This is a genomic window from Bacterioplanoides pacificum, assembly GCF_042648445.1.
Classification (GTDB): Bacteria; Pseudomonadota; Gammaproteobacteria; order Pseudomonadales; family Oceanobacteraceae; genus Bacterioplanoides; species Bacterioplanoides pacificum.
The window spans coordinates 24,224-38,084 of sequence record NZ_JBHRYB010000005.1 but is presented as its reverse complement, the minus strand read 5'-3'; the positions used below and the strand labels follow the sequence as shown (position 1 = coordinate 38,084).

The 13,861-nt window shown below is 54.4% G+C and carries 9 protein-coding genes and 1 tRNA gene; 7 read left to right on the top strand and 3 right to left on the bottom strand.

Features of this window, described 5'->3' with window-relative positions; genetic code table 11:
* Positions 1–11 precede the first annotated feature (11 nt).
* From ACFOMG_RS04800 to ACFOMG_RS04790, 3 genes are all read left to right on the top strand, one after another.
* Entirely contained in the window at positions 12–1,232 is a 1,221-nt protein-coding gene (locus ACFOMG_RS04800) for a SufS family cysteine desulfurase (protein ID WP_376865122.1), read from the top strand.
* 20 nt (positions 1,233–1,252) lie between these two features.
* A complete protein-coding gene (locus ACFOMG_RS04795) occupies positions 1,253–1,630 on the top strand; it encodes a HesB/IscA family protein (RefSeq protein ID WP_376865120.1) in 378 nt (125 codons plus the stop codon).
* 107 nt (positions 1,631–1,737) lie between these two features.
* A tRNA-Met gene (locus ACFOMG_RS04790) sits at positions 1,738–1,814 on the top strand.
* A gap of 133 nt (positions 1,815–1,947) precedes the next feature.
* On the opposite strand, the gene ACFOMG_RS04785 is transcribed toward ACFOMG_RS04790, so the two are convergent.
* Positions 1,948–2,292: a thioredoxin family protein gene (locus ACFOMG_RS04785; RefSeq protein ID WP_376865118.1), complete on the bottom strand. Its 345-nt coding sequence runs from the start codon at positions 2,290–2,292 to the stop codon at positions 1,948–1,950.
* 153 nt (positions 2,293–2,445) lie between these two features.
* Between ACFOMG_RS04785 and mfd the strand changes: the two genes are divergently transcribed.
* Positions 2,446–5,922: a transcription-repair coupling factor gene (mfd, locus tag ACFOMG_RS04780; protein ID WP_376865117.1), complete on the top strand. Its 3,477-nt coding sequence runs from the start codon at positions 2,446–2,448 to the stop codon at positions 5,920–5,922.
* A complete protein-coding gene (locus ACFOMG_RS04775; RefSeq protein ID WP_376865116.1) occupies positions 5,919–6,728 on the top strand; it encodes a CsiV family protein in 810 nt (269 codons plus the stop codon). Before mfd ends, ACFOMG_RS04775 begins: the two co-directional genes overlap by 4 nt.
* Before the next feature lie 29 nt (positions 6,729–6,757).
* Here ACFOMG_RS04775 and ptsP read toward each other — a convergent pair whose 3' ends face one another.
* A complete protein-coding gene (gene ptsP / locus ACFOMG_RS04770) occupies positions 6,758–9,004 on the bottom strand; it encodes a phosphoenolpyruvate--protein phosphotransferase (RefSeq protein ID WP_376865115.1) in 2,247 nt (748 codons plus the stop codon).
* A 21-nt stretch (positions 9,005–9,025) separates the two neighbouring features.
* Positions 9,026–10,666 (bottom strand): GGDEF domain-containing protein, encoded by a 1,641-nt coding sequence (locus tag ACFOMG_RS04765; protein ID WP_376865114.1) that lies wholly within the window; start codon positions 10,664–10,666, stop codon positions 9,026–9,028.
* Positions 10,667–10,826: 160 nt separating this feature from the next.
* Between ACFOMG_RS04765 and ACFOMG_RS04760 the strand changes: the two genes are divergently transcribed.
* A complete protein-coding gene (locus ACFOMG_RS04760) occupies positions 10,827–12,749 on the top strand; it encodes a sensor domain-containing diguanylate cyclase (protein ID WP_376865113.1) in 1,923 nt (640 codons plus the stop codon).
* Between the two features lie 10 nt (positions 12,750–12,759).
* Positions 12,760–13,851 (top strand): HlyD family secretion protein, encoded by a 1,092-nt coding sequence (locus ACFOMG_RS04755; protein ID WP_376865112.1) that lies wholly within the window; start codon positions 12,760–12,762, stop codon positions 13,849–13,851.
* Positions 13,852–13,861: the final 10 nt, after the last annotated feature.

Below are 13,861 nucleotides of genomic sequence, written 5' to 3'. Positions count from 1 at the left end.
AGGTAAAAAGAATGACCGACCTGATTAACCAGATTCGCAACGACTTCCCGGCACTTCATCAGCAAGTAAACGGCAAGCCGCTGGTGTACCTCGACAATGGCGCCACCACGCATAAACCCAATGCCGTGCTTGATGCCATCAGCGAGTTTTACTCTTGTAACAATTCCAATGTCCACCGTGGCGCCCACACCCTGAGCGACCGCGCGACACAACAGTTTGAAGACGCGCGTAAAACCGTACAGACGTTTTTAAACGCCGCCAAAGCGGAAGAAATTGTCTGGACCCGCGGCACGACAGAAGCCATCAATATCGTCGCCGCCACCTGGGGGCGTCAGAACCTGCAGTCCGGCGATCAGATTCTGGTCACCACTATGGAACACCACGCCAACATCGTGCCGTGGCAGATGTTGTGTGAACAAACCGGCGCCGAGCTGATCCCGGTACCGGTCTCGGCAGCCGGTGAACTGGATATGGACGCCTTTGCCGAACACCTGAACGACCGGGTAAAACTGGTTGCGGTGGTGCATGTATCCAATGCCTTAGGCACCATTAACCCGGTGGCCGATATCACAGCCCAGGCCCATGCGGTGGGCGCCAGGGTACTGATTGACGGCGCTCAGTCGGTGGCACACTGGGATATCGATGTCCAGGCTCTGGATGTCGACTTCTTTGCTTTCTCCGGCCATAAACTGTTCGGCCCGACCGGCATTGGTGTGTTGTACGGTAAAGAAGAGCTACTCAATGCCATGCCCCCTCACCAGGGCGGTGGTGAGATGATTGAACACGTCAGCTTTGCCAAAACCACTTACAACGGCCTGCCGTACAAATTCGAAGCCGGCACGCCGAATATTGCCGGAGCCATTGGCCTGGCAACCGCGATCGACTACCTCAATGGCCTCGATCGTATTGCGTTAGCGGCTCATGAAGATGCCCTGCTGGCGCGCGCCGTTGAGCTGGCGGACCAACTGGGTGGCATTCGCCCGATTGGCACGGCCCGCCATAAAGCCAGTGTGTTCAGCTTCCTGCTGGACGGCGCTCACCCGGCCGATGTCGGCACCCTGCTCGACCAGCAAGGCATTGCAGTACGCACCGGCCACCACTGCGCGATGCCGATTATGGATCAGTACGCCATCCCCGGTACCGTGCGTGCCTCGTTTACTTTCTACAACACTCTGGACGAAGTAGACACATTGTTCCGCGGCTTGGAAAAAGCCAAAATGTTCTTATTGTAAGGAAGAAGGAGATATTACCGATGACAATTGAAACCTTCGATCCCAGCGCCGCCAGTAATACTATGCCAGCCCCACAGGTCAGCATGACGGAAGCGGCATTGCAGCATGTACGCAAACAACTGGCGAAAAACACCGCGATGGCCGGTATCCGCTTAGGGGTAAAGAAAAGTGGCTGCTCGGGCTTTAAATACGATATCGAATTCGTTAGCGCCGCTCAGGACGGCGATATCGCCCTGCAACTGGCTGACGACGTTACCCTGTTTATCGCCGCCGACGCCGCCAGCTTTGTAAAAGGCACCGAAATCGACTTCAGTAAAGAAGGGCTGAACTCGACCATCAAGTTCAACAACCCCAATGCCAAAGACCTGTGTGGCTGCGGTGAATCCTTCTCGGTTTAACTTATTGAAAAACATCAGAAAAAAGGTGTTGACAGAGGGAAAGATCGTGGCATAATACGCGCCACTTGAGACGGCAAGGTCATTTCCTTACAGCTCAGGTATGAAGTGGCTATGTAGCTCAGCTGGTTAGAGCACAGCATTCATAATGCTGGGGTCACTGGTTCAAGTCCAGTCATAGCTACCACTTATTACGAAAGCCCGCTCAGTATCTACTGAGCGGGCTTTTTTGTTATGTCTGACCGGTTTCTCATAACAAAGTCAGGTATGACACCTTTCCTGACTGCACAACCCGGCAAACAACAATCCCCTGCCTGCTATCACTCGCCCTCAGCGGCCAGCATCACCTGCTGCAGCCAGGCCTGCAGCGCCGCAGCACTGAGCACCCCGGTTTTTCGCGTCAGCTCCTGACCACGATAAAAGACGATCAGCGTCGGGATCGAACGCAGTCCATATGCCTGTCCCAGCGTCGGTGCCTGCTGGGTGTTAACCTTAGCGAACAGCACTTTTCCGGCCAGCTGCGCAGCTGCCTGCTGAAATTCAGCTGCCAACTGCTGACAGGGAACACACCAGTCAGCCCAGAAATCAATAACCAGTGGCAGTTGCGCGTCACGTATAAACTCACGGATACTGTTTTCGTCCAAATCCGGAATTATCCGGCTCATCTCAGCCCCCTTCGGCGGTTGCAGAAAAAACATCATTATAACCCAGCAGGAATTCTCTGCCGGCCTCTTGCATCTGTGACTTTACTCTCAACTTTCACGGCCTGATTCGCTACACTAGCGCGCTGTTTTCAGCCAGTATTACGGAGCCTGTACATGGTCAGCCCACTTCTCCCGGATTGCCCGGGCAAAGCCGCCGAACGCCGCTTCTGGGGGGAGCTCCACGGTGCCAGCCAGGCACTGGCCATCGCCAGCGCAGCCAGCCAGCAACAGGGGCTGACACTGGTGGTAACCACCGATCCGAACAGCGCCTTACGGCTGGAAGAAGAGCTGCGCTTTTTTGCCCGCCAGTTACCGGTGTTACATTTCCCCGACTGGGAAATTCTGCCCTATGACGTGTTTTCTCCGCATCAGGACATTATTTCGCAGCGTATTGCCACGCTCAGCCAGCTGGATCAGTTAAAACAAGCGGTGCTGATTCTGCCTCTGAGCACCCTGCTGCACCGTTTACCACCAGCCAGTTTTTATCAGGGGCAGAGTTTTGCGCTGGATGTCGGGATGGCTTTTAACGTTGACGCCACCCGGATAAAACTCGAAGCCGCCGGTTACCACTGTGTCGATACCGTCTATGAACACGGCGAATTTGCCGTGCGCGGAGCGATTGTCGATATTTTCCCGATGGGTCAGGAAACTCCGTTCCGGATCGAATTATTCGACGACGAAATCGAAACCCTGCGGACCTTTGAACCCGACAGTCAGCGCACCGTTGATAAAGTCGATTCCATCCGGATCCTGCCGGCACGCGAATTCCCGCTGAACAGCAACGCCATCCGCACCTTTAAAAGCCGCTGGTACGACTTTTTTGAGCAGGACGGCAAACAATGTCCGATTTATAACGACATTGCCGATGGTATTGCACCGGCCGGTATCGAATATTATCTGCCGCTGTTTTTTGATGATGAACTGGGCAGCTTTTTTGATCACCTGCCGCGAAACACTCTGGTGATTCACGACAGTGAACTGGAAGCATCCACCGAACATTTCCGCAACGACGTGGAACAACGTTATGACAGCCGGCGTTACGATATTCAGCGCCCGATCGTTGCTCCCGGCCACTTATTTCTGGCAGCCGATCAGCTCTTCAGCCGCCTTAACGAATACCCGCGTATTCAGTGGCATGATAAGAACCTGCCCGACCGCGCCGGCGCTACCGCTTACGCCAGCGCACAATTACCGGACATCTCGGTAGATTCCCGGCTTGAGCAGCCATCACAACGACTGCAGCATTGGCTGGACGAACAAAACAACCAGCAACAAAGCAATCGGTTGCGGGTGTTGTTCTGCGCCGAATCCGCCGGCCGCCGCGAAGCATTAAAAGATCTGTTACGCCGCATTGATGCACGCCCCCGGGAAATTGATCACTGGGATGAGTTCAGCAGCTCACAGGACAGCTGCGCCATTATTGTTGGCCCACTGGAACGCGGTACTCTGCTGCTGCAGGACCAGCTGGCCATCATTACCGAAAATGAGTTGTTCGGTCAGCGTATCCAGCAACGCCGGCGACGCAATAAAAAAACCTCCGATCCGGATTTAATGATCCGCGATCTGTCCGAATTACAACCCGGCTCCCCGGTGGTGCATCTGGATCATGGCGTGGGCCGGTATTTAGGCCTGGAAACACTGGAAGCTGGCGGCCAGACCAATGAATTTTTAATGCTGGAATACGCCACCGGCTCCAAACTGTATGTTCCGGTATCATCGCTGCAATTAATTTCCCGCTATGGCGGCGGTGACGAAAGCACAGCTCCGCTGAATAAACTCGGCAGCGAAAAATGGGCCGCGGCGAAACGCAAAGCGGCCGAAAAAATCCGCGACACCGCCGCTGAACTGCTGGATATTTATGCCCGCCGGGAAGCCCGCAAAGGGTTTGCCTTCGATCAGCCCGACGACGATTACCAGCGCTTTGCCGCCGGCTTCCCATTTGAGGAAACCCCGGACCAGCAAGCCGCTATTGAAGCCGTCATTGCCGATATGACCGCCAAGCAGCCGATGGACCGGCTGGTTTGTGGTGATGTGGGTTTTGGTAAAACCGAAGTGGCGATGCGCGCGGCCTTCCTGGCGGTGCAGAGCGGCAAACAGGTAGCCGTACTGGTGCCGACCACCCTGCTGGCACAACAACATTATCAGAACTTTGCCGACCGTTTTGCCGAATGGCCGGTCAAAGTCGACGTGTTATCGCGGTTTAAATCCGCTAAAGAAACCCAGGCTTCACTGGACAAAATGCTTGAAGGTAAAACCGATATTGTGGTTGGTACTCATAAACTGCTGCAAAAAGACGTTAAATTTGATCAGCTCGGGTTATTAATCATCGATGAAGAACATCGCTTCGGTGTCACCCAGAAAGAACGGATTAAATCGTTACGGGCTAACGTCGATATTCTTACCTTAACCGCCACACCAATTCCACGAACGCTGAACATGGCAATGGCCAGTATTCGTGATTTATCCATTATTGCCACACCACCGGCTAAACGGCTGAGCGTTAAAACCTTTGTCCGCCAGCACGACGACGCCACGATTAAAGAAGCCATTTTGCGCGAAATCCTGCGTGGTGGTCAGGTGTATTACCTGCACAACGAAGTGAAAAGCATTGAAAAAGTCGCACGTGAACTGACCGAGAAAATCCCGGAAGCACGGGTCGCCTTTGCCCACGGTCAGATGACTGAACGCGAACTGGAAGCCGTGATGAGCGACTTCTACCATAAACGCGCTAACGTGCTGGTATGTACCACCATCGTTGAAACCGGTATCGATATTCCATCGGCCAATACCATGATTATCGAACGGGCCGATAAATTTGGCCTGGCGCAGCTGCATCAGTTACGTGGTCGTGTTGGCCGTTCCCACCACCAGGCCTATGCCTATTTATTAACACCACCGCCGAAAACCCTGACGAAAGACGCCGAAAAACGCCTGGATGCTATTTCAGCCGCCCAGGATCTGGGGGCCGGATTTATGCTGGCGACCCACGATCTGGAAATCCGCGGGGCCGGGGAATTATTAGGCGACGAACAAAGCGGCCAGATCGAAACCATCGGTTTCACCTTATATATGGAAATGCTGGAGCAGGCCGTTAATGCGATAAAATCCGGTAAACAACCGGGTGATGATCTGATAATAAATCAGGGAACAGAGGTTAATCTCCACGTGCCGGCATTAATTCCGGCGGATTATTTGCCCGACGTGAACAGCCGCCTGACGTTATACAAACGCATTGCCAGTGCCCGTGATGAAGCCCAGTTACGCGACCTGCAGATTGAAATGATTGATCGCTTTGGTTTATTGCCGGACGCCGTCAAAAATCTGTTCCGCCAGACCGGGCTGAAACTGAAACTGACACCGCTGGGAATCGCCAAACTGGACGCCGCTGACGAAGCCGGTCGTATTGAATTTGCCGCTGAAACCTGTATCGATCCGTTTACCCTGGTGAAACTGGTGCAAACCCAGCCCGCCAGTTATAAACTCGAAGGTGGCCATACCCTGCGTTTCTTCTTTAATATGCGCAGCATAGATCAACGCTTTACGGTCATCGAACAAGTGATAACCCAACTACAAAAGGACCCCAACCAGTGAGTCTGATTTCGCGCTTGTCCACGGCACTTAGCCGCCGTGCCGTACTGCCATTCTTGTTGTTACTGAGCAGCAGCGCTGATGCCACCACCTGGTACCGGGTGGAAGTGATGTTGGTGGCCTACCAGAATGAGGAAATGATCGACCACGAGTTATGGGCCGACGCCATGACCGCCGAACCGCCACAACTGGCGTTGTATCAGGCATACAAACAACAACAGTCCAGTTACGACTGGTGGTTCAGTGGCGACAGTAACTACGAAGAGAAGATGTGGGCGGAATTTGGTTTTTCGGATCTGCCGGTAGCCAGTTTCCCACCACCGTTAACCAATCTGGAAACCCTGCAACTGACAGAAAAAGCGAAACGCATCAATTACCGTGATGATATGCAGGTAATCTGGCATCAGGCCTGGATCGAACCGATTCAGGAAGCCGATAAAGCCATTAAACACCCGATTGATGTCAGCCTGTCGGATCAGCTCGATATTCAGCTACGCGGCACCATTCAGCTGTACGTCAGCCGTTATCTGCACTTTAGCAGCGACCTGGTGATTCAGCATTACCAGCCCGAGAACGCGCTGAACAGCCTGACCTTACCGGCTTCCGGCCAACCCAAAAACGATTACCGCGCACAACTCAGCGGCACGGAAATGTCCGATGGTGAGCTGCAACGGGTGCCGCTGCGCTCCGGACAGGTCCGGCAAAGCCGGCGTATGCGCAGTAACGAGCTGCACTATATCGATCACCCGATGTTGGGTGCCATCGTCAAAGTGATTCCGATCAACAGCAAGGACGATCTCCGCCCCTGAACGATAGCGGCCTGTAACGGCGGCCGCCGTTATTGGCCCACAGCCATCTGCTGATCGATAAACGCCTGCAACAAGGCACGGATGGCCGTCGCGTCATCCAGTTCACAGGCCTGCTCAAATAACTGCTGACACTGCGCCACCGTCAGATGGCGAATCAGGTATTTAATCGCCGGAATCTTGGCAGCACTCATGGATAACTGACGAATGCCCATACCCAGTAATAACACCACCGCCTGAGGGTCGGCTGCCAGCTCACCACAAACACTCACCGGCAGCTCAGCCGCTGCCGCAATGCTGACAATCCGCTGCAGCTCCAGCAAGACTGCCGGGTGTAAAGCATCGTACCAGCGACTGACCAGCGAGTTATTACGATCAATCGCCAGCAGATACTGACTCAGGTCGTTGGTCCCCACCGAAATAAAATCGATTTTATCGCGCCACTTAGGCAACAGTGCAATCGCGCTGGGCACTTCCACCATAATGCCGACCTGTGGCCGCACCACCGTCAGACCTTCCTGACGTAATGCCTGTAACGCGTCATCCAGTAACTGCAGGCATTCGTCCAGCTGGCCACTCGAGCCGATCATAGGTAACAATAAGCGCAGCTGATCATTGCCGTCCGCCGCACGCAACATGGCACGCAGCTGAATAGTTAATAGCGCCGGGTTATCCAGCGTGTAACGTACCCCACGTAACCCCAGTGCCGGATTCTCTTCCTGTACTGCGGGTAAATACGGTAACGGTTTATCTGAACCAATATCCAGCGTCCGCATATACACAGGTTTTCCCTGATACTGGCGCAGCACCGCCGCATAAATATCAGCCTGCTCCTGTTCCGATGGCAAACTGGCACGAACCATAAACGGCACTTCGGTGCGGAATAAACCAATACCTTCTGCGCCATACCGCAACCCGGGTTCAGCATCGGCCTGCAAACCGGAGTTGGCTAACAGTGCCACGGCCTGGCCATCGAGACTGACACACGGTTGTTTGCTCTCTGCCACCAGCCGGGCATCGGTTTGCTGGCGCTCACGAATCAGACGGCGGTATTCACGCAGCAGGTTTTTCCCCACACTGGTGACAACTTCACCGTTGTCACCGTCCACCACCAGCAAATCGCCGTTATTCAGCGCTAAGCGGCCAACCCCCATAATGGCCGGAATCCCCAGCGCATTGGCAAACACCGCAATATGCGATAACGCGGCTCCTTCAAAACAGACAATTGCCGCCAGTTCCTGAGCCGCCAGATTGGCAATGTCGGACACACTGATGTGCTCCCCCACCAATACCAGAGGCTCCTGATTGTCACTGTCGGGGTGCTGCAGCGACTCGCCCTGCAATACCTGATACAGCTTCTCCCCCAGGTGGCACACGTCTTCCGCCCGGGCCTGCAGATACGGATCGGGCAGTGCACGAAACTGCTCGGAAAAAAACTCGATGGTTTTACGCAACGCCCAGGACAGCTCCGCCCCCTGACGGATTTCCTGGGTTAACATCGTCTCAAACCCCGGATCGAGCAACATCAGCTGATAGGCATCAATAACCGCAGCCAGACCTTCACCCATCTGTTCACGGATGGTGTGTTTTTCCTGTTCCAGCTCGCTCATGGTGCGCTGTTTTAACAGCTGCCAGCGCATTTCCTCCGTGTCGCTGTCCTGCTGCTCTTTGCGGCTGACATCCGCCAGCCGGGCCTGCTGTGCCAGCCGGGCTTTACCAATGGCCAGCCCCTGGGCACCACTGATGCCCTGGTGCACCACATTTTTCTGCTCCAGCGCCACGCTGGGTAATGAAAACTGGCCACTGTTAATAATCAGCGCCAGATGAATAGCCAGCGTTGATAACAACGCCTGCTGTGCGGCATCCGGCAATTCTGTATTCAGCCGTTGCACCACCAGCACCCCTTTAACCACACCACGATAGATCAGCGGCATACCGGCAAAGCTGTGGAACTGCTCTTCATCAGAATCGCTGACATGAAAAAATGCCGGATGTTGTTGCGGTTCGGTAATTAATAACGGTTGTTTATTGTTCAGCACCTGGCCGACCAGCCCCTGGCCCGGCGGAATCATCACCGGATGGAGCTGTTTCAGACCGCGGCTGGCGAGTAATAAAAAACTGTCGTCCCGCTGGCGTAAATATAAGCTGCAGACATCCATCTGCAGCGTGTCGCAGATGTTATCGACGATCTGTTGCATCTGTTCCAGGCCCGATTCGGCCTGTGCCGCTGACTGGATGATATGAATCAGAGTTGCAGCCGGGTTGGCCAGTTCACTCATGGAATCACCTTAGGCAAGTTTTTACTCCTTATAAACAACCTGATTTTTGCCGGATTTTTTGGCGCTGTACATAGCTTCGTCGGCAGCACTGAAAATATGACCACGCTCCTCGGTATCAGGCTGACCACAACTGACACCGATGCTGACGGTCACCTGGCCGACCGCCGGAAACTGATACTGCTCAATGCGGCTGCGGATTTTTTCTGCCACATAAGTAGCCTGATGGCCGGTATCCGGCAACATCACCACAAATTCTTCGCCACCCCAGCGGGCGACGCAGTCGGTACTGCGCACGCTATCCTGCAATATATCGGCGATGTGGCGTAATATTTCATCCCCCGTCTCATGGCCGTATTCATCATTGATCTGCTTAAAATTATCAACGTCGATCAGCATCAGGCTGAAGGTCTGGGCGCTGCGTTTAGTACGCAGAAATTCCGCCAGGAACTGTTCCTCAAATGCCCGCCGGTTGGCCAGTCCGGTTAACGGATCAGCCCGGACCTGGCGCGCCAGTTCCTGATTCAGTTCATCCAGTTCCAGCGTGCGCCGCGCCACCTCCTGTTCCAGCCGCTCACGGGCGCGTTCGGCGATCTGGCGGCTCTGATATTCCCGCAAATAATACGACAAAAAAAAGCCAAACAGCAGTAACACCAGCGCCACCACCACCAGCAAACTCAGGTTATTAAATAACAACGCCTGACGCATTTGCTGCAACTGTTCAGTGGAAATAAAACCGATCATTTTCCATGGGTAGGCCGCAGCGTCCAGCGGCTCAACGCCCTCAAAATGCGGGTGCTTCATTAATCCGTCGGCGCCGTAATCAAACAGAGTATCAAACACCCAGACGCCCTCAGCGGTGGTGAACACGCCCTGCTGTTGATTGCGGATTTGCTGCCAGGCCAAAGGATAACGAACCGCCATGGTGATCTCCGGCCGTTGCAGCGAATGCCCCCACAACAGTGGCTCATCAGCCCCATGCATCCAGTAACCTTCTGCATTGGTCAGCCAGAATGGGTTCTGCTGTTGCATAAAACGCTGCAACAAGTCGCTGGCATCGTAGTTCAGTATCAGCAGCCCACGATCATTACCCGCCCGATCAGCAACCCGCACACCAACACGAATCGTTGGCCGGTGTGGCAGCTCGACTTCGCCGTGTTCGACATTCAGATCCAGCGCGGAAATAAACGGTGTGCCCGGTGGCAGTCGCATCGCCTGAACAAAATAGCCACGCTCCGACTTATCCTGTAGCTCTGCATCTGCCAAACGGCGATAATGGTCACCGTTTTTATCGATGCGCAATTGCTCACGGCCAGTGGCGTCCAGCCAGCGCAGCTGAAAATACACCTCGCGGCTCTGATTGAAGGCGGTCAGCATCGATAATAATTGTTGCTCCCGGGCGCTGTCGCCATCGGGTGACATCAGGGTGTTAAACAGGCGATGAAAATAAGAGACATCGTTCAGTCGCCATTTAATCGCATTGCGGCTGCTTTTTTTGGCACTTTTCAGTTGCGATTGCAGCAACAGCACCTGCTCAGAACGACTGTGATTCAGCTCAGAATATAAATGAAACGCCAGCAGGCTCAGGCAACATAAAGCGATAACCACATACACCAGCAGCAACGGATTAGCCGGAGAACTTCTGACTTCATCTTCACTCTTCATTCGCCGATTCCGCTGCTCATTAGGAAACTTCTGCATCAGTATAACAGCTCATCAGGCAGGCGTTACGAGCGAATGACACGGCAACAGGCTACACTTAGGTCAGACATCATTTATATAGCTCCCAGCGCATAATAATATCTTTAACCAACGGATTGCCCGCGTGTCCAGATTTCCCCTGTTTAACCACCGTTATACCACCGCTCTGGGGTTACTGTTATGCCTCTGGTGCAGCGCCCAGACCAGTATCGCACAGCCCGACGACACGGCCTGGCCAGACCCCGACAACGACGCCCAACCCGGCAACAACGCCCAACCCGGTAACGACGCCTTGCTGCTGCACAGCGGTCTCAGCCAGACTGAACTGCTGCCTTATCTGAGTTATTGGCGCGATCCTCAGGGTAATCAGTCGCTGGCCAGCGTGTTGGCGCAGGCCAACTTCCGCCCGGCCAGTGAATTACCTGGCCTGAATCTGGGCTATACCCCGGGTGCGGTATGGTTACGCCTGTCATTACAGGGTCAGGCCGATATTCAGCGCTGGTTGCTGGAAATGGACTACAGCTATCTGGATGACATTCAGCTGTATGTCGTGAATGCCCAGGGCGAGCAGCAGGCTTACCGCGCCGGGCGCCATATCGCCATGCAGCACTGGCCGATTGCGGCACGTACGCCACGCTTTCCGCTGCAACTGGCCGATGGCGAACACATCACGCTTTATCTGCGCGCTCAGACCCACGCCTCTCTGGCACTGAGTTTTCATATCCGCAGCGAAAGCGAGTCACACCTGAAAAGCCGCCAGCAGTTATTTTTTCAGGCGTTATATTTTGGCATTCTGCTGGCTCTCGGGCTCTATAACCTGTTGTTATGGACCTCCATACGGCAACCCAGTTTCTTATTATATTCCTTGTTTGAATTATCCTTTGGCCTGGCAGCCAGCAGCATGAATGGCATTGCCCCGCTGTTATTGTGGCCGGAAGCCAAAGCAGCAGCCGACTTTGTGGTGCCGACGTTTTACACCTTAGCCACCATGCTGGGCGTCTTGTTTGCCCGCAGTTTTTTACAGCTGCAGCAGGTATCGTTGCGCTGGCACCTGTTCCTCAGTGGCATTGCCGTATTACTCTGTGGCGCCACCCTGGCCACCCTGTTAGTGCCCGCCCAGCTGGCGTTAAAAATCATGGGGCTGGCAGGATTAATAACCACGGTTTCGTTACTGGCGGCCGGTATTGCCGCGATGCGCTATCGTGTCCACGCTGCCGGTATTTTTGTGACCGCCTGGTGGTTATTGCTGGTCGGCACCTCCTTATTATCCATTCGTAATGCCGGTTTATTACCGTCGAATATATTGACGGTCTACAGCATGCAAATCGGCTCCGCGCTTGAGATGTTGTTATTATCTTTTGCTCTGGGTGCCCGCTTCAACCGCATGAAAATGGAAAAGGAACAGGCACAACAGGCGCTCGTCAGCACTCTGCGGCAACAGGAACGCACACTCGAACAACGGGTAATCCAGCGTACCGAAGAACTGCTGGAAGCCAAGGCGCGGCTTGAACACCTGGTCACACACGACCCGTTAACCGGGTTATTAAACCGCAGTGGTTTACGGCAACACTTCAGCCTGATGCAACAGGGTGAAAATACAAGTGGTTCTGTGGCGGCAATTTTAATCGACCTGGACGGCTTTAAACCGGTCAACGACACCCATGGTCACGAAGCCGGAGACCAGTTATTACAGCAGGTGGCAAAACAGCTGACCCACGCCGTTGCGGAGGGGGATGTCTGTGCCCGCCTGGGCGGTGATGAATTTGTCGTGTTAGCACGTCACCGCAACCACCATGAACTACTCAGTTTGTGCGAACAACTCGGCCAGCAAATTGCACAACCACACGATCTGCAATTACCGCATAGCCACGCCAGCGTCAGTGTTCAGGCCAGCATAGGCGCCTGCAATGCCAGCCTGGTCCGCTGCGATCTGAGCGATTTATTACGCCGGGCCGACGATGCCATGTATCGGGTAAAACGCAGCGGTAAAAACGGCGTGTGTATTAATGGCCCGGTCCATGATCAGGCAAGCAGCAAGGTTAATTGAGGAAACGTTTATGAATGCCAGTACAGAAAAAAATGCCAACCTCAGTGCCCGAAAATTATCGGGCCTGATTCTGATGCTACTGGCGGTATTATTGTTCTGGCATGTTCTCACCGACCGCCTGGCTCCGTCATCATCACGCGGCGCAGTGAAAGCTTATGTCACCCAGTTGTCTCCGCTGGTGGCCGGCCAGGTCACCCAGGTGCTGGTCGCCGATGGCGATATAGTACAACCCGGCCAGCCACTGTTTACCATCGACAACCGCAATTACCAGCTGGCGGTGCGTCAGGCCGGGAATCAGCTTGCCAGTGCTATTAAAAGTACCCGCGCCAGTGCCGCTTCCATCTTATCGTCCCAGGCGAGTGTCAACGAAGCGCGGATCAATCTGGAAAATACCCGGGCATCCAGCAATCGTGCGCTGGCGCTGGCAAAGCGCAATTTATTGTCCTCTGCTGAAGCCGACAATGCCCGAGCACGGCTGAAAAGTGCGCAGGCTACCTACGAAAAAGCCAAAGCCGCACTGGAAAGCTCACTTCTGGCTCTGGGGGCCAGCGATGAAACCAATCTCGAAGTTCAGGCCGCCCGGATCGCACTGGAACAAGCTCAGCTCAATCTTGAATACACCACTGCCAAAGCCCCTACACAAGGGGTGATTACCAACCTCAGCCTGGCAATCGGCCAGTATGTAGCGCCGGGTAATCCGGCACTGACCTTTATCGACTCCCGCGGCGCCTGGATTTCAATTGACCTGCGCGAAAACCAGCTCGGCAATATTGACATCGGCGACAGCGCCGCCATCAGCTTTGATGCGGTTCCCGGGAAGGTGTATCACGGCGTGGTCAAGGCCATAGCCTGGGGCATCGATCCGGGACGGGCCAGCGCCAACGGCCTGCAACAGAATCAGGCCGCTAACCAGTGGTTTGAACCGGCGCGGAAAATTCCGCTGCATATCGAACTGGACGGCGGGCTGGATAACTGGCCACAGCAGGCCAAAGCCGGAGGTAAAGTCAGCGCCCTGATTTATGCCAGCGGAGAATCCAATCCGGTGGCCTGGTTATCCGCCGTTTTGTTCTGGTTTAAATCCATGTTTTCTTACCTGTATTAACCGGCCAGCT